Raw genomic sequence first — 19,080 nt, 5'->3', positions numbered from 1 at the left:
ACCCATCTGTTGGGTTGTGTTCTTGTTTTCATGCTTTGTCCTCTCCCGCCCCCCCCCCCCCCCCCCCCCCCCCCCCCCCGGGGGGGCCCCCCCCCCCCCCCCCCCCCCCCCCCGGCCGGTGGTGCTGCTGCTGCGAACCCCAGCGGGGTTACTTCTTGCGCCGACGACCGCCGGAGGCCTTCTGCGCCTTGCGCCGCTCCGCCCGCGTCATCCCGTCACCGGCGGAGCCCTCCGCGTCGAAGTCGCCCTCGACGATCCCGCCCTCACCGTCCACCGACGGAGCGGAGAAGTGCAGCCGGTCCGGACGCTGCGGGGCGTCCAGCCCCTTCGCCCGGATCTCCGGACGCCCGGCCCCGGCCGGCTCCTTCGCCAGGGACGGCGCCGCGGCCTGCACCGGAACCTCCTCGACCTGCTGCTCGACCTGGACCTCCAGGTTGAACAGGTAGCCGACGGACTCCTCCTTGATGCCCTCCATCATGGCGTTGAACATGTCGAAGCCCTCGCGCTGGTACTCGACCAGCGGGTCCTTCTGGGCCATCGCCCGCAGGCCGATGCCCTCCTGCAGGTAGTCCATCTCGTACAGGTGCTCACGCCACTTGCGGTCCAGCACCGACAGCACCACGCGCCGCTCCAGCTCGCGCATGACGTCGGAGCCGAGCGCCTTCTCGCGCGTCGCGTACTGCTCGTGGATGTCGTCCTTGACGGACTCGGCGATGAACTCGGCCGTGATGCCCGCGCGGTCGCCGGCGGCCTCCTCCAGCTCCTCCACCGTCACCTTGATCGGGTAGAGCTGACGGAAGGCGCCCCACAGCCGGTCCAGGTCCCACTCCTCGGCGAAGCCCTCGACCGTCTCGGCCGCGATGTACGCGTCGATCGTGTCGTCCATGAAGAAGACGACCTGCTCGTGCAGGTCCTCGCCCTCCAGGACGCGGCGGCGCTCGCCGTAGATGACCTCGCGCTGGCTGTTGAGGACCTCGTCGTACTTCAGGACGTTCTTGCGGGTCTCGAAGTTCTGGGTCTCGACCTGCGACTGCGCCGAGGCGATGGCCCGCGTGACCATCTTGTTCTCGATCGGCACGTCGTCCGGCACGTTCGCCATGGCCATGACCCGCTCGACCATCTGGGCCTTGAACAGGCGCATCAGGTCGTCGCCCAGCGACAGGTAGAAGCGGGACTCGCCCGGGTCGCCCTGACGGCCGGAGCGGCCGCGCAGCTGGTTGTCGATACGGCGCGACTCGTGCCGCTCGGTGCCCAGCACGTACAGCCCGCCGAGCTCCTTGACCTCTTCGAACTCGGCCTTCACGGCCGCCTCGGCCCGCTTGAGCGCCTCGGGCAGGGCGTGCGCCCACTCCTCGATGTGCTCCTCCGGGTCGAGGCCGCGCTGGCGCAGCTCCGCCTCGGCGAGGTCGTCCGGGTTGCCGCCGAGCTTGATGTCGGTACCGCGGCCGGCCATGTTCGTGGCGACCGTGACCGCGCCGCGGCGGCCGGCCTGGGCGACGATCGTCGCCTCGCGCTCGTGCTGCTTGGCGTTCAGCACCTCGTGCGGGATGCCCCGCTTCGAGAGCTGCTGGGAGAGGTACTCCGACTTCTCGACCGACGTCGTGCCGACGAGGATCGGCTGGCCCTTCTCGTGCTTCTCCGCGATGTCGTCGACGACCGCCGCGAACTTGGCGACCTCGGTGCGGTAGATCAGGTCGGGCTGGTCCTTGCGCTGCATCGACCGGTTCGTCGGGATCGGCACGACGCCCAGCTTGTAGATCTGGTGGAACTCGGCGGCCTCGGTCATGGCCGTACCGGTCATGCCCGAGAGCTTCGAGTACAGGCGGAAGAAGTTCTGCAGGGTGATCGTGGCGAGGGTCTGGTTCTCGTCCTTGATGTCCACCCCTTCCTTCGCCTCGATCGCCTGGTGCATGCCCTCGTTGTAGCGGCGGCCGGCGAGGATGCGGCCGGTGTGCTCGTCGACGATCATGACTTCGCCGTCGATGACGACGTAGTCCTTGTCGATCTTGAAGAGTTCCTTGGCCTTGATCGCGTTGTTGAGGTACCCGACGAGGGGGGTGTTCACCGACTCGTACAGGTTCTCGATGCCGAGCCAGTCCTCGACCTTCGCGACACCGGCCTCGTGGATGCCGACGGTGCGCTTCTTCTCGTCGACCTCGTAGTCGCCGGTCTCCTCGATGCCCTTGAGCGGCTGCCCGGCCTCGCCCTTGGTCAGCCGGGTGACCAGCTTGGCGAAGTCCGCGTACCACTTCGTGGCCTGGTCGGCCGGACCGGAGATGATCAGCGGGGTACGGGCCTCGTCGACGAGGATCGAGTCGACCTCGTCGACCACGGCGAAGTTGTGGCCGCGCTGCACCAGCTCGTCCTGCGACCACGCCATGTTGTCGCGCAGGTAGTCGAAGCCGAACTCGTTGTTCGTGCCGTACGTGATGTCGCTGCCGTACTGCTCCCGGCGCTGGGCCGGGGACATGTTCGCCAGGATGCAGCCGATCGACAGGCCCAGGAACTTGTGGACCCGGCCCATCATCTCGGAGTCGCGCTCGGCGAGGTAGTCGTTCACCGTGATCAGGTGGACGCCCTTGCCGGACAGCGCGTTCAGGTACGCCGGCAGCGTGCCGACGAGGGTCTTGCCCTCACCGGTCTTCATCTCGGCGACGTAACCGAGGTGCAGCGCGGCGCCACCCATGATCTGGACGTCGTAGTGCCGCTGGCCGAGCACGCGCTTCGCGGCCTCGCGAACGGTCGCGAAGGCCTCGGGCAGCAGGTCGTCCAGGCTCTCGCCGTCCTGGTAGCGCTGCTTGTACTCGTCCGTGAGCGCGCGCAACTCGGCGTCGGAGAGGTTGACGAAGTCCTCTTCGATGGAGTTGACCTGGTCCGCGATGCGGTGCAGTTTGCGCAGGATCTTGCCTTCGCCTGCACGCATGAGCTTGTTGAAGACGGACACCGAGGTTTGTCTCCTTGCCGGTCGGGCCTGGGCACTGTTCGTAACCGGGCACGGCAGGTGGGCCCCACCGCAACGGCCATCGTAAGCGAGGACGTGGTCGCGCCGGGAGGTCCGCCGTGTCCGCAGGGCACGGGTGCCCGGAATGAGAACGTGTGGACCGGGCCGAAGGTGCCGGGCCGGACGAAAACTGCTCGCCCGCAACCCCCCGCACCGCCACAATCCGTCCATGGAACCCGTGATACTGAGCACCGCCCGCCTGGACCTGCGGCCCTTCGCCCCGTCGGACGAGGACGAGGTGTACGCCGCCGGACAGGACCCCGACATCCAGCGCTGGACCATGGTCCCCTCCCCCTACACCCGCGCCGACGCGAAGACCTTCGTGAGCGAGCGGGTCCCCGCCGGCTGGCGCGAGGACACGGGGTACGCCTTCGCGGTCCGGCTCGGCGCCGGCGGCCCGCTGGTCGCGGCCCTGGGCGTCCACGTGCACACGGCGTTCGGGGAGAAGCTGTACGAGGTCGGCTACTGGGCGACCCGGGAACACCGCGGCAACGGCTACGTGGCCGAGGCCCTGGACGGCGTCGCCCGCTGGGCCTTCACCGAGCTCGGCGCCGTACGGCTGGAATGGCGCGCCCAGGTCGGCAACGAGGGCTCCCGAGCCGTCGCCGAGAAGGCCGGCTTCCGCTTCGAGGGCACCCTGCGGGCCGCCCTGTTCCACAACGGCACCGCCCGCGACTGCTGGATCGGCGCGCTGCTCCCCTCGGACCTCGGCCTGACCCCCGCGCTGCCCCACCTGCCCGCCCGGGAGACCGGACCCGCTGTCGGTGGCGCCGCCTAGGCTGCCCACCATGACCAGCAGCCCGGCCAGCACACCGCAGCCGTCCGTGTCCCTGTCCGCCGACGAGGCCCGCCGCATCGCCCTGCGCGCACAGGGCTTCCTCGGCGCGCCCGACCGCCGGGGAGGGGTCCGCGGGGTGCTGCGCCACCTGGGCGCCGTACAGCTGGACACGATCTCGGTACTGGCCCGCTCGCACGAGCTGATCCCGTACGCGCGCCTCGGCGCGGTCGGCCGGGACGCCGTGGAGAAGGCCTACTGGAGCGAGAACCACGCCTTCGAGTACTGGTCGCACGCGGCGTGCATCCTGCCGATCGAGGAATGGCCGCACTTCGCGTTCCGCCGCCGGGTCAAGCGCGCCCAGGGCTACCGCTGGCACAAGATGAAGGACCGGGAGGCTTCCTGCGCCCTGGTCCTTGACCGGCTGAAGGCGGACGGCCCGCTCACCTCCACCGAGCTGGGCGGCGCGAAGAACGGCGGCCCCTGGTGGGACTGGTCCGAAACCAAGATCGCGGTGGAGTGGCTGCTCGACACCGGTGACGTGGTCTGCTCCGAGCGGCGCGGCTGGAAGCGGGTCTACGACCTCGCCGAGCGGGTCGTCCCGGACGCCCTGCTCCACGACGACCTGGACGACCACGAGTGCCTGCGCCGGCTCGTGGCCCTGGCCGGGCGGTCCCTGGGCGTCGGCACCCGCGCCGACATCGCCGACTACCACCGCCTCAAGGGCGAGCAGTTCGACACGGTGGTGGCCGATTCCGGGCTGGTCCCGGTGACGGTGGAGGGCTGGGCCAAGCCCGCCTGGGCCGATCCGGCCGCCCTGGCCACGGCCCCCGCGGGCCGCCACCGCACCACCCTGCTGTCCCCGTTCGACTCGCTCGTATGGGACCGGCCCCGCACCGAGCGGATCTTCGGCTTCGCCCACAAGCTGGAGGCCTACGTCCCCAAACCCCAGCGGATCCACGGCTACTTCGCGATGCCGCTGCTGGCCGGGGGCCGGCTCCAGGGCCGGGTGGACCCGGGCCGCGAGGGCACCACGCTGGTGGCCCGCCGGCTCTCGCTGACGACCCCGAAGGCGGCGCCCGCGATGGCCCGCGCCCTGCGGGAGGCGGCGGAGTGGGTCGGCTGCGACGCGGTCCGCGTCGAACGCGCCTCCTCGCCCGCGGAAGCCGCGGCGGTCACGGCGGAACTGGACGCGCTCTGACGGACTACCGGATCTCCAGGATCTTCTCGCGCATCGCGTAGACGACCGCTTCCATCCGCGAGTGCAGCTGCAGCTTCTCCAGGATGTTGCGCACGTGGTTCTTGACGGTGTTCTCGGAGATGAACAGCTGCTTGGCGATGTCCCGGTTGTTCATCCCCGTGGCCACCAGCTTCAGCACCTCCAGCTCGCGGTCCGTCAGCCGGGGCGCGGGCACCAGTCTGCGCTCGTCGGTGCGCTGGATCATCGACTTGAACTCGGTCAGCAGCTTCGACGCCATCGAGGGGCTGATCTGCGACTGCCCGTCCGCCACGGCGCGGATCGCGGTGGCGACCTCGTCCGTGGAGATCTCCTTGAGCAGGTAGCCCGTGGCCCCGGCCTTGATCGCGTCGTAGAGGTCCGCCTCCTCGTCGCTGATCGTCAGCATGATGATCTTCGCGGAGGGGGCCACCTCCTTGATCGAGGTGCAGGCCTCGATCCCGCCCCTGCGGGGCATCCGCACGTCCATCAGCACGATGTCCGGCAGCAGGTCGGCGGCCTTGTCCACCGCCTCCGCCCCGTCCCCGGCCTCGCCGACGACCTGGATGTCCTCCTCCTGCGCGAGGACGATCTCCAGACCGCGCCGGAAGAGGGCGTGATCGTCGACCACGAGCACCCGGATGGGTTCCCCGGCCGGATCCGCCGCCGGGTCCGCCGGGTCCGCCGCACGACAGCCCGCGCCGTCGTCACCGCGTACCGGCCCGAAGGTGTCCGCCATCGTTCCTCCCCCTGCATGTGCTCAGCCGCTGGGCCAATCCGGCGGGAGCGGCCGCCGGTTGACTGCCCGCCATGATTCCATGCCCGGATGACCGCAAGGGGGTCCTCGGGAGCCCGTCTGGCTCATACGCGCCACTACCGGCCACCAGTCGACGACTACCGGCCACCCCACTCACACAGGTGCCCCTGCGGATCGCCGGGGCGTTCCGCAGGGGCAACGGATGAATGATCAGCCGCCCAGCGCGCCGCCCGCGCCCGAGGCCGGCTCGTCCGAGCTGGAGGCCCCGTCGGCGTTCAGGTGGACGACGCCGTAGTCGTAGGCGTGACGGCGGTAGACGACACTGGGCATCTTGGTCTCGGAGTCGACGAACAGATAGAAGTCGTGTCCGACCAGTTCCATTTCGAACAGGGCCTGGTCGAGCGACATGGGGCCGGCCGAGTGGGTCTTCTCGCGGACGATGAGCGGGCCTTCGCCCTGCACTTCCAGGGAACCGATCCGGGTGGTCGGGATCCCGTCCGCCTTCTCCTCACCGACCGGCTCGCCGTTGCCGTTGAGCGTGGCGACGCCCGGCACCGTGTCGACGACCTCGGCCGCCGAGAGCCGTCCGTTGCCACGGCGGGTGAACCGCTTGTCGTGCTGCTTGCGCAGCCGGGCCTCCAGCTTGTCCTGGGCGAGGTCGAGCGCCGCGTACGGGTCGGCGGCGGCGGCCTCGGCCCGGATCACCGGGCCCCGCGAACGCAGGGTGATCTCCACGCGGTCGGAACGGTCGGCCTGGCGCGGGTTGTGCTCCTTGGACACCTCGACGTCCAAGCTGATCACCTTGGCGTCGAGCTTCTGGATCCGCTCCGGATTCAGCTTCTCGGCCACGTGCTTGCGGAACCGCTCGGGCACCTCGGTCTTGCGGCCCTTGACGACGATGTCCACGCAGAACTCCGTTCCCGGAGAGCCTCGCCGACAGCGGCGAAGCGCTCCCTTTCGCACCAGGCTCCGGTGAACACCGGAGCCTCGGACTTGGCGACTTTCACCTCCTCCTCCCCCATCGGCAAGATCCACATCCCACCGACTTCGGAGTAGAGAGAAACCCCCTGAACAGGCACTGACACAAGGTTGGCAATACAACAGACGGACTGGTGCTCCGTACCCGGTGCCCAAGGATCGCCAGTTCCTCACAACCGAACATATCTCTCAAAGCCGGTTGTCGGCACCCGCTACCGGAACGTACCTCCGTCCAGGTGGCCGTTCCCTCTTACTACCTGCAACGATGCGCATTCCCCGGCAGTTCCAAATCTATTCACAAGATTTTTGCTCTGTACGAGTTGCCGACCGGATCCGCACGAAGGAGTCCGCCGGCGCCGCGACCACGGCCACCTCCGCCACCCCCAGGCCCGCCGCCCGCAGCGCCCGCGCGGCCTCCGCGAGCGTGGCCCCGGTGGTGATCACGTCGTCGACCAGGACGATCCGCGCCCCGGCCGTCGCCCGGGCCCCGCCGCGGCACACCCCAAGGGCCCCCGCCAGGTTCTCCAGCCGCTCCCGCGCCCCCAGGCCCGCCTGGTCCGCGACCCGCCGGCGCAGCCGCAGTACGGGCGCCACGCGCGCGGACGCACCGGCCCGGCGCAGCCGCCCCGACGCGGCCAGGGCGATCCGCCGCGCGGGATCGTGCCCGCGCGCCCGCACGGCCCGCCGCGCCGAGGGCACCGGCACCAGCACCAGTTCCCCCGCCCCGGGCCCGGCGCCCCGGAGCACCGCCGCCGCCAGGGCCGTGCCCAGCGGGCCCGCCAGGGGCAGCGCCCCGCGTTCCTTGTGGGCCAGCAGGACCGCCCGTACGGCCCCCTCGTACCGGGCCCCCGCGTACACACCGGGCAGCCCGACCGGGCCCGCCCGCCGCGCCGCCGGACGCACCGGCCCCGCACCGGCTCCGCTCAGCGCGTCCCGGCAGCGCGGGCACAGCACGGCCCGCACCGCCCCGCAGCCCGCGCAGTCACCCGGCAGCACCAGCCCGGCCAGCTCCTGCCACCACCCCCGCATGCCTCCAGCCTGCCCGGCGTCCACCGGCCGCGCGACCCCTGTGGACAACCGCCCGGCCGGCCCCGGGCTCAGCCCGGGTAGACCGGGGCCTTGCCGCCCGCCGCCACAGTGCGCCACTGCGCCCCCGGCGGCAGCCACACGATCCCGTCCTCGCCGGAGAAGGCCACCACCGGCTTCGAGTCGTCGTCGGCGGCCGCGATCGCGGTCAGCCCGGTGGCTCCGGGCAGCCCCGCGGCCACCATCGAGCCGTCGGCCAGCATGTACCGGGCCTGGTCGACCCCGCCGCTCTCGCGGCCCACCACCAGCAGCCGGCCCCGCGGCGCCCAGCTCATCGCCGTGACCTCCGCCATCTGCGGGGCCGCGGGCCGCAGCTCCCGCACCGACAGCCGCGAGGTGTCCCCCTTGCCCTCGGGCCGCTCGATCCGCCCGATGTACAGGTTCTTGCGAGCGCCCTCCCTCTCGACGAGCAGCGCGATGCGCACCCCGTCGGAGGAGGCCTTCAGCGCGCTGATCCGCCCGCCGTCCAGCCCGGCGACGTCCACCTTCTGCGGGGTCCCGGTCCCGCCCGGGATCCGGTACAGGCCCTGGGTCTGCGGGTCGAGGTCCGCGACCCACAGGTCGCCCTGGGCGTCCCAGCTGGGCGGGGTCAGCTTGCCGGTCCTGCTGGTCAGCAGCGGCTGCGGCATCTGCCCGGCCGTCGTCAGCGTCACCACGTACAGCCCGTGCCCGTCGTCGGAGACGACCGCGGCCCGCTTCTCGTCGTACGCGATCGCCGCCGACCCCACCTTGAACCCGGCGGCCGTCGCCAGCGGCCCCGGCGCCACCTCCGGCTTGTCCTGCTGCTGCTCGTCGGCGTTGGCGTTGAGGACCATCCGGACCAGCTTGGAGTCCTTGTCCACGTAGTACTGGTGCTCCGGCGGCGCCGGACGGCCGGCGATGGACGCGGCGGCCACGCCCGTCACCCAGCACAGCGAGGACTTGCCGTCGGAACGCAGCAGTTCGACCCGGTCCAGCCGGGAGGCCGTCAGGTCCCGCACCGTGTACAGGAGTTGGGTGGCCATCTTCTGGCACTGCGGCTGCCCGACGTTGCCGCCCTTCTCGTTGAGCGGCACGCGCAGGGTGTTCTGGCCGTCGTAGGAGAGGGACTTGGTGCCCTCGCGCAGCGCCGTACCGCTGGGGAAGGCGGTGGAGACGACCGGGCCGAGCCACTTCGAGGGCCCGTCCAGCAGAGACTGCACGGTCTGCGTGGTCGGGTCCATCCGGGAGTCGGGGTCGCTGCGCTGACGCACGTACACCGGATCGGCGACGAGCGTGCCGCCCGCGAAGTAGTACTTGTTCACCGGCTTGTAGATGCGCTGGAAGTCGGACTCGCTGAGCACCAGGCTGCTGGGCGGCGTCGCGATCCGCCACTGCTTGTTGACCTGGACCAGCTGCAGGAACTCCTCGTAGCGCTTGCCGCCGGTCTCCGGCTGGTACGCACTGCGCTCGTCGACGGTCGCGAGCTTCTTGCCGGTGACCTTCCAGCGGGGCGACTCGGGGTCCTTCTCCCCGTCGACGCGCACCCGGTCGAGGCCGGCGGAGAGCACGGTGACGGCCGAACCCGGCCGCCAGTCCTTCGCGGCGTCCTCGGTGAGGTACTTGCGGGCGGTGGCCAGCTGCGGGTCGTCGCTGGTCATGGCCTCCAGGAAGCCGTCGACGATGTCGGCGGGGCTGGCCTTGTCGGCCGGCGGCGCGCCGAAGACCCGTACCTGCGAATCGACGCCCTGCGAGGCCTCCACCCGGCGGATCTCACCGTGGTCGGGCATGGACGCGCAGCCCGCCAGCAGCAGCCCGGCGGCCCCGAGGACGGCGGCGGCCCGCCCGCCCGCGGAGCCCGCGCGCCGCAGGCCCCGCACCCGGTCCCCGCGCTCCGCGCGCCCCGCACCCCGTACGTACGACGACGCGCGCTCAGCGTCCTCCACCGGATCCATCCTCCTGTGCTGCTCCGTGGTCGGCGGGCCTGGACACGACCCGGGCGCCGTTGCCGGGCAGCGCCGTCGGGTCGGCGGGCACCGGCTGGGCGGTGGTGACGGCCGGCCGCGGCGGGATCGGCGAACGGCCGTCCCGCTCGCCGCCCGCGGGACGGGCACCCGGACCGCCGGACCCGTTGCCGCGCCCGGCGGCCTCGGCCGCGGCCCGCGCCCGGTTGCTCCGGGAGTCTTCCGGTTCCAGCGGGATCGGAGAACCGCGCAGCGGTTCGTCGGCGGTGCGCGGCAGGGTGAGGCGGAACTGCGAGCCGCCGCCGGGCTCGCCCCAGGCCTGGAGCCAGCCGCCGTGCAGCCGGGCGTCCTCGACGGCGATGGACAGGCCCAGGCCCGTACCGCCGGTCGTGCGCGCCCGCGCCGGGTCGGCGCGCCAGAACCGGTTGAAGACACGGGTGGCCTCGCCGGGCTTGAGCCCGACGCCGTAGTCGCGGACGGCCACCGCCACGGCCCCGCCCGCCGAGGCGAGCCGGACGATCACGTCACGGCCCTCGCCGTGCTCGACGGCGTTGACGACCAGGTTGCGCAGCACCCGCTCCACCCGCCGCGCGTCGGCCTCGGCTATCACCGGCTGGGTGTCGCCGAGGACCCGGATCCGGGTCCCCTTGTGCTCGGCGATCGGCTCGGCGCCGTCGATGACCCGGCGCACGACGTCCCGCAGGTCTATGGGCTCCGCCTCCAGCGCGGCGGCTCCCGCGTCGAAGCGGCTGATTTCCAGCAGGTCGGCGAGGAGGGACTCGAAGCGGTCGAGCTGCCCCGCCAGGAGCTCCGCGGACCGGGCGGTGACCGGGTCGAAGTCGACGCGGGCGTCGTGGATCACGTCGGCGGCCATCCGGACCGTGGTCAGCGGGGTGCGCAGCTCGTGGGAGACGTCCGAGACGAAGCGGCGCTGCAGCCGGGACAGGTCCTCCAGCTGCTGGATCTTGAGCTGGAGGTTCTGGGCCATCTTGTTGAAGGCTTCGCCCAGACGGGCGATGTCGTCCTCACCGGTGACCTTCATCCGCTCCTGGAGCCGCCCGGCCGAGAGCCGCTCGGCGATCCCGGCGGCCATCCGGACGGGGGTCACGACCTGGCGTACGACGAGCCAGGCGATGGCGCCGAGCAGTACGACCACGAACACGCCGGCGGTGGCGAAGGTGACCTTGACCAGGTTGAGGGATTCCTCCTCCTGGGTGAGCGGGAACAGGTAGTACAGGTCGTACGGGTCCCCGTTGATGTCGGTCAGCCGCTTGCCGACGACCAGCGCCGGCTCCGGCGCCTTGTCGCCGGTGCCCGCGGTGTACCGGATCTTCCAGAAGGTCTTGAAGGTCCCGGTGCCGTGGTTGACGGACCTGCGCAGCGCCGACGGGACGCTCGCGGTCGGGTCGACGTTGCCGGAGGCGCGGGCGCCCTTGACGCCCTGGGCGCCGGCCGCCTGCTCACCGGTGCCCGCGCCGAGCGCGACCACCTCGAAGGCGGTCTGCCCGCCACTGGCGAGCTGCTTGACCAGCGCGTTCATCCAGGTGCTGGCGTCCTGGCCGACCTTGTTGTCGGTGGTGTCGGCCCCGTCGGCCACGGACGGTGTGTTGGCCTTTTCCTGTGCGACCGCGAACCCGCCCGCGGCCTGGCTCTGCGCGGCCTCCTCCTTGGCGTCGAGGAGGCCCTTGCTGACCTGCGCGATGACCACGAAGCCCAGCGCCAGGACCACGGCGAGCGACATCAGCAGCGTCGCCGCGACCACCCTCAGCTGGATGTTGCGGCGCCACAGGCGGACAGCCGGAAGCAGCGGCCGGCGGACGAGACGTCCGAACAACCGCAACAGGGGGCCGCCGGGCGCTCCCTCCTGGAGCAGCCGGCCGCCCCTCAGGACTCCCCTTCGGGGGCCGCCCCGGGGCGTGCCGGGCTGCACGTCAGCTCGGTCCTGCCTTGTAGCCCACACCGCGGACCGTCACGACGATCTCGGGGCGCTCCGGGTCCTTCTCGACCTTGGAGCGCAGCCGCTGCACGTGCACGTTGACCAGGCGGGTGTCCGCCGCGTGCCGGTAGCCCCAGACCTGCTCCAGCAGCACCTCGCGGGTGAACACCTGCCAGGGCTTGCGCGCGAGGGCGACCAGCAGGTCGAACTCCAGCGGGGTCAGGGCGATCGAGGTGCCGTCGCGCTTGACCGAGTGCCCGGCCACGTCGATGACCAGGTCACCGATGACCAGCTGCTCGGGCGCGGGCTCCTCCGACCGGCGCAGGCGCGCCCGGATGCGGGCGACCAGCTCCTTCGGCTTGAACGGCTTGACGATGTAGTCGTCGGCCCCGGACTCCAGGCCCACCACCACGTCCACCGTGTCGCTCTTCGCCGTGAGCATGACGATCGGCACACCCGATTCGGCGCGGATCAGCCTGCAGACCTCTATGCCGTCCCGTCCGGGCAGCATGAGGTCGAGCAGCACCAGATCCGGCTTCGCCTCCCGGAAGGCAGCCAATGCCTTGTCGCCGTCCGCTACGAACGACGGCTCAAAACCTTCTCCACGCAGCACAATGCCGAGCATCTCGGCCAGCGCGGTGTCGTCGTCGACGACAAGGACTCGTCCCTTCATGCTTGACATCATCCCATTAGCTAATCGTTACCTGGCGGTGAGCTGTCCCACAGCCAAAAGGGCTGGAAATCGCCCCTCGGACCTGCGTGGTGATCAGGACGACCAGTCTGCCCCGGATCCACGCGACAATTGAAGGGCGAGCGGCCCGGGAACCCGGGGGTACGGCCGGTTCGTTCCGTGATCCCCGTGGCACGATGGCAGCCGACCAGCGCGCCGGCCGCGGCAGGTGCACGTGAAGGAGCGACGATGAACGACTCTCCGGGCTGGGCCACGCCCGGATCCCCGTCCGACGGCCAGGGCCCCGAAGGCGACCGGCCCGCCGCACCGCCCGCCTCGCCGCCCGCCGCCGACGCCAAGTGGTCCGCCACCCAGCCGCCGCCCGGCCAGTGGTCGAGCCCGGCCGAGGGCCGGACCCCGACCCCGCCCGCGGCCCCCGCGCCGCAGCAGCAGACCGGCTGGGGATCGTACGGCTCCGGACCCCAGCAGCAGCCGGGCACGCCCTACGGCGCCCCGTACGCCCAGCCCGGCGGCTGGGGCGGCCCGCCGGCCGCCGCCAAGCCCGGCGTCATCCCGCTGCGCCCCCTGGGCCTCGGCGAGATCCTCGACGGCGCCGTGAGCACCCTGCGCGGCCACTGGCGCCCCGTCCTCGCCGTCAGCCTGGTCGTCGCCGCCCTGTCCGAGATCGCCCTGCTGTTCGTCCAGCGCGCCACCATGGGCAGCGCCGTGATCACCACCGACCGGACGCCGAGCGCCGCCGAGACGAGCAAGCTCCTCGGCGACACCGCACTCCTGTACGGCGCCGAGTACTACCTGGAGATCCTCGGGCTGTTCCTGGTCACCGCCGTGCTCGCGCCCGTCGTCAGCCACGCCGTCCTCGGCCGGCCCTCCACGCTCCCCGCCACCCTGCGGGCCGTCCGCCCGCTGGCCCCTCGCCTGGCCGGCCTCATCGCCCTCCTGCTGCTGGGCGCCCTCGCCGCCGCCGTCCTGCCGGTACTGCCCGGCATCCTCGCGGGCAGCGCCGGGCTGGCGGTCCTGGGCGTCCCCGTCGCCATGGTGCTCCTGGCCTGGTTCTACGTGACCTTCGTACTGGCGCCGCCCGCGCTGATGCTGGAACGCGGCTCGGTCACCGACGCCCTCAAGCGCTCCGCCAAGCTGGTCCGCGGCTCCTGGTGGCGGATCTTCGGCATCAGCCTGCTGACCTGGCTGCTCCGGGGGATCACCTCCGCGATCATCGTCATGCCGTTCGCGGCCGTCGCCCTGTTCCTGGCCCCCGGCGGCCTCGGCTCCCTGCTCGACGGCTCCGCGACCACGGGCTGGGCCTTCCTGATCATCACCGCGATCGGATCGGTCGTCGCCGCCACCGTCACCCTGCCGATGCAGACGGGTGTCACCACCCTCCTCTACGTCGACCAGCGCATCCGCCGCGAGGCCCTGGACCTGGAACTCGCCCGGGCCGCCGGCCAGGACGGCGGCGGACCGGTCACCGGAGGCTGACGCACTGATGAGCACGGGGGGACTCATCGTCACGGGCGCGGCGGCCCTGCTGCCGCGCAGCGAGACACCACCACTGACGACGACGCGCGAGGCGGCCCGCGAGGCGGCCGAACACGAGCTGTCCAAGCCCATGTACCACCAGGACGACCCGGGGCTCCTCCAGCGCGCCCTGGACCGCTTCTGGGAGTGGATAGGCGAGTTCCTCGACCGTGCCTCCGGAGCCACTCCGGGCGGCGGCCTCGGCCTCCTCGCCATCGTCCTCCTCGTCGTCCTGGCCCTCGCCGCCCTGTGGTGGCGCCTGGGCACCCCCCGCCGCACCGCCACCGGCGCCGACACCCTCTTCGACGACCGCCCGCGCACCGCCGCCGACCACCGCGCGGCCGCCGAGGCCCACGCCGCCGCCGGCCGCTGGACCGAGGCCGTCCAGGAACGCATGCGCGCCGTCGTCCGCTCCCTGGAGGAACGCACCCTCCTCGACCCCCGCCCCGGCCGCACCGCCGACGAGGCCGCCGCCGAAGCCGCCGCGTCCCTCCCCGGCCACGCCGCGGACCTGCGCGCGGCGGCCCGCGCCTTCGACGACGTCACCTACGGCGGCCGCTCCGGCGACCCCGACACCTACGCCCGCCTGCGCGACCTCGACCTCACCCTGACCCGCACGAAGCCCCTCCTGACGGGCCCCACCCCATGACGCCCACACCGCCGAACACCGGCAACGGCGCCGGCCGCCCCCAGGACACCGGCGAGACCGCCCCTCCGCACACCGGCAACGGCACCCGCCCCGCCAGGGACACCGCCACGCCCGCCCTTCCGGGCTCCGGCGACGGCACCGGACAGCCCCGGCGCACCGCCGGATCCGCCCCTTCGGGCACCGGAAACGGCACCGGCCCCGCCCTTCCGGGCACCGATCACGGAACGGGCGGCACACCCCCCGGCAGCCCCGACAGCTCCGGCGGCCCCGGCCACCCCGGCACCCCGCCCGGCCAGGGCAAGGGCGCCACCTCCACCGCCCTCACCCGCGGCCGGCTGTGGACCCGGGCCCGCGGCTTCCTCCTCGCGGCCGGCATCCTGCTCACCGCCGCCGTCGCCCTCGCCGGCCTCCAGGCCGGCGACCACCACGGCCGCCTCGACCCGCGCTCCGCCGACCCCGACGGCAGCCGCGCCCTCGCCCAGCTCCTCAAGGAGCGCGGCGTCACCACCCGGGTGGTCACCAACGCCGCCGAGGCCGCGGCGGCCGCCGGACCCGGCACCACCCTCCTCGTCGCCGAACCCGACCTGCTCGGCGAGCCCCAGCGGCGCGCCATCCGCTCGGCCATCGACCTCTCCGGCGGCCGCACCGTCCTCGTCGCCCCCGGCAGCACCGCCCTCCCGGACCTGGCCCCCGCCGCCCGCGCCAACGGCTTCGCCCACCGGCGCGACCTCGACCCGGGCAACCCCGCCTGCACCCTCCCCGCCGCCGGCACGGCCGGCCGGGCAGGCACCGGCGACGGCCTCCGCTACACCACCGACCTCCCCGGAGCCACCGCCTGCTACCCCAGCGGCGGCCACCCCACCCTGCTCGTGCTCCCCAGCACCACCAAGGGCGGCGACACCGTCCTCCTCGGCTCCGAGACCTTCCTGCTCAACAAGCGCCTCGCCGACGAGGGCAACGCCTCCCTCGCCCTCCAGCTCCTCGGCACCCGCCCGGAACTCGTCTGGTACCTGCCCACCCCCGCGGACATGTCCGCCGACCCCGGCACCGGCGCCGAGGAGCCCTCCCTCCTCGAACTGGTCCCGGCCGGCTGGACCTGGGCCCTGCTCCAGCTGTTCGCCGCCGCGGCCCTCGCCGCCCTGTGGCGGGCCCGCAGGCTCGGCCCCCTCGTCACCGAGGACCTTCCGGTCGCGATCCGCGCCTCCGAGGCCACCGAGGGCCGCGCCCGCCTCTACCGCAGGGCCGACGCCCGCGACCGCGCCGCGACCGTGCTGCGCGCCGCCGCCCGCGAACGCCTCGCCCCACTGGTCGGCGTACCGGCCCCGCAGGCCCACGACCCCGCGACGCTGGTCCCCGCCGTATCGGCCCGCCTCACCGCCGACGGACGCCCGTACGACCCGGCCACCCTCCTCTTCGGCACCACCCCCGCCGACGACGCGGCACTCGTCGCGCTCGCCGACCACCTCGACGCCCTCGAAAGAGAGGTCCGCACCTCATGACGGCCACCACGGACAGCGCCCGTTCCTCCCTGGAAGCGCTCCGCACCGAGATCGCCAAGGCCGTGGTCGGCCAGGACTCCGCCGTCACCGGTCTCGTCGTCGCACTCCTGTGCCGGGGCCACGTCCTCCTCGAAGGCGTCCCCGGCGTCGCCAAGACCCTCCTGGTCCGCGCCCTCGCCGCCTCCCTCGAACTCGACACCAAGCGCGTCCAGTTCACCCCCGACCTGATGCCGACCGACGTCACCGGCTCCCTCGTCTACGACGCCCGTACCGCCGAGTTCTCCTTCCAGGACGGCCCGGTCTTCACCAACCTCCTGCTCGCCGACGAGATCAACCGCACACCCCCCAAGACCCAGTCCTCGCTCCTCGAAGCGATGGAAGAGCGCCAGGTCACCGTCGACGGCACCCCCCGCAGGCTCCCCGAGCCGTTCCTCGTCGCCGCCACCATGAACCCGGTCGAGTACGAGGGCACCTACCCCCTCCCCGAAGCCCAACTCGACCGCTTCCTCCTCAAGCTGACGGTCCCGCTGCCCTCCCGCGAGGACGAGATCGGCGTCCTGACCCGGCACGCCGCCGGCTTCGACCCGCGCGACCTGCACGCCGCCGGCATCCGCCCGGTCGCCGGCCCCCGCGACCTCGAAGCCGCCCGCAAGGCCGTCGAGGAGACCACCGTCTCCCCCGAGATCACCGCCTACGTCGTCGACATCTGCCGCGCCACCCGCGACTCGCCCTCCCTCACCCTCGGCGTCTCCCCGCGCGGCGCCACCGCCCTGCTGGCCACCGCCCGCGCCTGGGCCTGGCTCACGGGCCGCGACTACGTCACCCCCGACGACGTGAAGGCCCTCGCCCTCCCCACCCTGCGCCACCGCGTGCAGCTCCGCCCCGAAGCCGAGATGGAGGGCGTCACCGCCGACAGCGTCATCTCGGCGATCCTCACCCGTGTCCCGGTCCCCCGCTGATGGCCCTCACCGGACGCGCCGCCCTGCTGGCGGCCCTCGGCAGCATCCCCGTCGGACTCCTCGAACCGAGCTGGACGGGCCTCCTCGCGGTCAACGGCGCCCTCGCCCTGGCCTGCGCCGTCGACTACGCCCTGGCGGCCCCCGTCCGCACCCTGGAGCCGACCCGCTCGGGCGCCACCTCGGTCCGCCTCGGCGAGCCCGCCGACGTACACCTCACCCTCACCAACCCGGGCACCCGCACGCTGCGCGCCGACGTCCGCGACGCCTGGCCGCCGAGCAGCTGGCCCTCCGGCACCGGGGCGGCCGCCTCCCGCCACTCCCTGACCGTCCCCGCGGGGGAACGCCGCCGGCTGACCACCCGCCTGCGCCCCACCCGGCGCGGCGACCGCCGGGCGGACCGCGTCACGATCCGCTCCTACGGTCCGCTCCGCCTGCTCGCCCGCCAGGGCTCGCACACCGTCCCCTGGACGGTACGGGTCCTGCCCCCCTTCACGAGCCGCAAGCACCTCCCGTCCCGCCTCGCCCGCCTGCGCGAACTCGACGGCCGCACCAGCGTCCTCACCCGCGGCGAGGGCACCGAGTTCGACAGCCTCCGCGACTACGTCCCCGGTGACGACACCCGCTCCATCGACTGGCGGGCCACCGCCCGCCGGAACACGGTCGCCGTCCGCACCTGGCGCCCGGAACGCGACCGGCACATCCTGATCTGCCTGGACACCGGCCGCACCGCCGCGGGCCGCGTCGGCGACGCCCCCCGCCTGGACTCCGCCATGGACGCGGCCCTGCTGCTGGCCGCCCTGGCCACCCGCGCCGGCGACCGCGTCGACCTGCTGGCCCACGACCGCCGTACCCGCGCCCAGATCCAGGGCCGTTCTGCCGCCGACACCCTCCCCGCCTTCGTGAACGCGATGGCCGGCCTCGAACCGGAACTGGTCGAGACGGATTCCCGGGCACTGGTCTCCACGATCCTGCGCAGCGCCCCGCGCCGCTCCCTGGTGGTCCTGCTGACCGGCCTGGACGCGGCCCCGATCGAGGAGGGCCTGCTCCCGCACCTTCCCCGCCTCACCCAGCGGCACACGGTGGTCCTGGCCTCCGTGGCGGACCCGCACATCGCGGAGATGGCCGGCTCCCGCGGCTCCCTGGACGCCGTCTACGAGGCCGCGGCGGCCATCCAGACCCAGTCCCAGCGACTGCGCACGGCAGAGCAGCTCTCCCGCCACGGCGTCCACGTCGTCGACGCCACCCCGGACTCCCTGGCCCCCGCCCTGGCCGACACCTACCTCTCCCTCAAGGCCGCCGGCCGGCTCTGACCTCCCCGCACCGCTCGCCCTGGATACCCTGGTCGGGCACCCACCAGGAGGACACCATGGCCGACCTCACGCCCGAGCAGATGCGCCGCATGCACGATTTCGCGGAGCAGCTCGCGGAGCTGGCGGAGCACCAGGAGGACCAGTGGAAGGTGCAGACCACCGATGGTCAGATCTTCCTCACGATGATGAGCCCCACGGCCCCCCACGGACTCAACGTGGTGCGGCTGCGCCGCCAGATCGAGGCCCAGACCCCGGAGGTCATGGCACTCAACGACACGAACATGGGCGATCCCCACACCGGCCTGACCAAGGTCCCCGATCTCATGGTCATCGCCGAAGAGGACACCGATGACACGGCAAAGGTCGTCAACTCGCGCGATGTCCTTTTGGTGGTGGAGGTCGTCTCACGCACGAACTCGCTCACCGACATCCGTGACAAGCTGCACGACTACCCGAGGATGGGCGTCCCGACCTATGTCGTCGTGGACCCCCGCAAGGACAAGAAGAGCGTCACCGTGCACAGCGACCCCTCGCCGGGACCTGACGGCATCCGCTACCGCAAGACGGTCCCCTACGCCTTCGGGGACACCGTCACCGCCGGCCGCTGGACGCTCGACACGACCAGCCTCAAGAGCTATCCCGCCGACTGGTGAAGAGGGCTGCGCCGGAGAATGTCAGCCCCGGTACCGGGCCGTAAACGCAGAAAAGCCCCGCACCATAAGGTGCGGGGCTTTCCCACAATGATTGTTCGGCGGCGTCCTACTCTCCCACAGGGTCCCCCCTGCA

Annotated in this window: 15 protein-coding genes; 8 read left to right on the top strand and 7 right to left on the bottom strand. The window is 72.7% G+C overall.

Going from position 1 to position 19,080, the window contains the following annotated elements:
* Positions 1–148 precede the first annotated feature (148 nt).
* A complete protein-coding gene (secA, locus tag ABZW32_RS35095) occupies positions 149–2,944 on the bottom strand; it encodes a preprotein translocase subunit SecA (RefSeq protein WP_356224190.1) in 2,796 nt (931 codons plus the stop codon).
* A gap of 226 nt (positions 2,945–3,170) precedes the next feature.
* Here secA and ABZW32_RS35090 point away from each other — a divergent pair, with 226 nt between their 5' ends.
* Entirely contained in the window at positions 3,171–3,779 is a 609-nt protein-coding gene (locus ABZW32_RS35090) for a GNAT family N-acetyltransferase (RefSeq protein ID WP_356224188.1), read from the top strand.
* Positions 3,780–3,789: 10 nt separating this feature from the next.
* Positions 3,790–4,977 carry a crosslink repair DNA glycosylase YcaQ family protein gene (locus tag ABZW32_RS35085; protein WP_356224186.1) on the top strand — a complete coding sequence of 396 codons (1,188 nt, stop codon included), beginning with the start codon at positions 3,790–3,792 and terminating at the stop codon, positions 4,975–4,977.
* Positions 4,978–4,981: 4 nt separating this feature from the next.
* Here ABZW32_RS35085 and ABZW32_RS35080 read toward each other — a convergent pair whose 3' ends face one another.
* The 6 genes from ABZW32_RS35080 to mtrA form a co-directional block, all read right to left on the bottom strand.
* Positions 4,982–5,731: a response regulator transcription factor gene (locus ABZW32_RS35080; protein WP_266839364.1), complete on the bottom strand. Its 750-nt coding sequence runs from the start codon at positions 5,729–5,731 to the stop codon at positions 4,982–4,984.
* A 228-nt stretch (positions 5,732–5,959) separates the two neighbouring features.
* A complete protein-coding gene (gene raiA / locus ABZW32_RS35075; protein ID WP_356224183.1) occupies positions 5,960–6,655 on the bottom strand; it encodes a ribosome-associated translation inhibitor RaiA in 696 nt (231 codons plus the stop codon).
* A gap of 363 nt (positions 6,656–7,018) precedes the next feature.
* A complete protein-coding gene (locus ABZW32_RS35070) occupies positions 7,019–7,756 on the bottom strand; it encodes a phosphoribosyltransferase family protein (RefSeq protein ID WP_356224180.1) in 738 nt (245 codons plus the stop codon).
* Between the two features lie 68 nt (positions 7,757–7,824).
* Entirely contained in the window at positions 7,825–9,717 is a 1,893-nt protein-coding gene (locus ABZW32_RS35065; RefSeq protein ID WP_356224178.1) for an LpqB family beta-propeller domain-containing protein, read from the bottom strand.
* Complete coding sequence (gene mtrB / locus ABZW32_RS35060) at positions 9,704–11,665, bottom strand: MtrAB system histidine kinase MtrB (RefSeq protein ID WP_356224175.1); 1,962 nt, start codon at positions 11,663–11,665, stop codon at positions 9,704–9,706. The genes ABZW32_RS35065 and mtrB overlap by 14 nt, the downstream gene beginning before the upstream one ends.
* Position 11,666: 1 nt before the next feature.
* Positions 11,667–12,356, bottom strand: coding sequence for a two-component system response regulator MtrA (gene mtrA / locus ABZW32_RS35055; protein WP_356224172.1), 690 nt, complete (start codon positions 12,354–12,356; stop codon positions 11,667–11,669).
* Positions 12,357–12,590: 234 nt separating this feature from the next.
* Here mtrA and ABZW32_RS35050 point away from each other — a divergent pair, with 234 nt between their 5' ends.
* Genes ABZW32_RS35050 through ABZW32_RS35025 form a run of 6 tightly spaced genes read left to right on the top strand, consistent with a single transcriptional unit; the run spans position 12,591 to position 18,947 of the window.
* Entirely contained in the window at positions 12,591–13,838 is a 1,248-nt protein-coding gene (locus ABZW32_RS35050) for a hypothetical protein (protein ID WP_356224169.1), read from the top strand.
* 7 nt (positions 13,839–13,845) lie between these two features.
* Positions 13,846–14,526: a DUF4129 domain-containing protein gene (locus tag ABZW32_RS35045; RefSeq protein ID WP_356224166.1), complete on the top strand. Its 681-nt coding sequence runs from the start codon at positions 13,846–13,848 to the stop codon at positions 14,524–14,526.
* A complete protein-coding gene (locus tag ABZW32_RS35040) occupies positions 14,523–16,025 on the top strand; it encodes a DUF4350 domain-containing protein (protein ID WP_356224164.1) in 1,503 nt (500 codons plus the stop codon). The genes ABZW32_RS35045 and ABZW32_RS35040 overlap by 4 nt, the downstream gene beginning before the upstream one ends.
* Positions 16,022–16,984 carry a MoxR family ATPase gene (locus tag ABZW32_RS35035; protein ID WP_356224161.1) on the top strand — a complete coding sequence of 321 codons (963 nt, stop codon included), beginning with the start codon at positions 16,022–16,024 and terminating at the stop codon, positions 16,982–16,984. The genes ABZW32_RS35040 and ABZW32_RS35035 overlap by 4 nt, the downstream gene beginning before the upstream one ends.
* On the top strand, positions 16,984–18,294 hold the full coding sequence (locus ABZW32_RS35030) for a DUF58 domain-containing protein (protein WP_356224159.1): 1,311 nt from the start codon (positions 16,984–16,986) through the stop codon (positions 18,292–18,294). The genes ABZW32_RS35035 and ABZW32_RS35030 overlap by 1 nt, the downstream gene beginning before the upstream one ends.
* Positions 18,295–18,350: 56 nt before the next feature.
* On the top strand, positions 18,351–18,947 hold the full coding sequence (locus tag ABZW32_RS35025; protein WP_356224156.1) for a Uma2 family endonuclease: 597 nt from the start codon (positions 18,351–18,353) through the stop codon (positions 18,945–18,947).
* Positions 18,948–19,080: the final 133 nt, after the last annotated feature.

This window comes from Streptomyces sp. NPDC004667 (assembly GCF_040609475.1).
In the GTDB taxonomy this organism is placed as follows: domain Bacteria; phylum Actinomycetota; class Actinomycetes; order Streptomycetales; family Streptomycetaceae; genus Streptomyces.
This window is presented reverse-complemented; position numbering and strand designations above follow the sequence as displayed.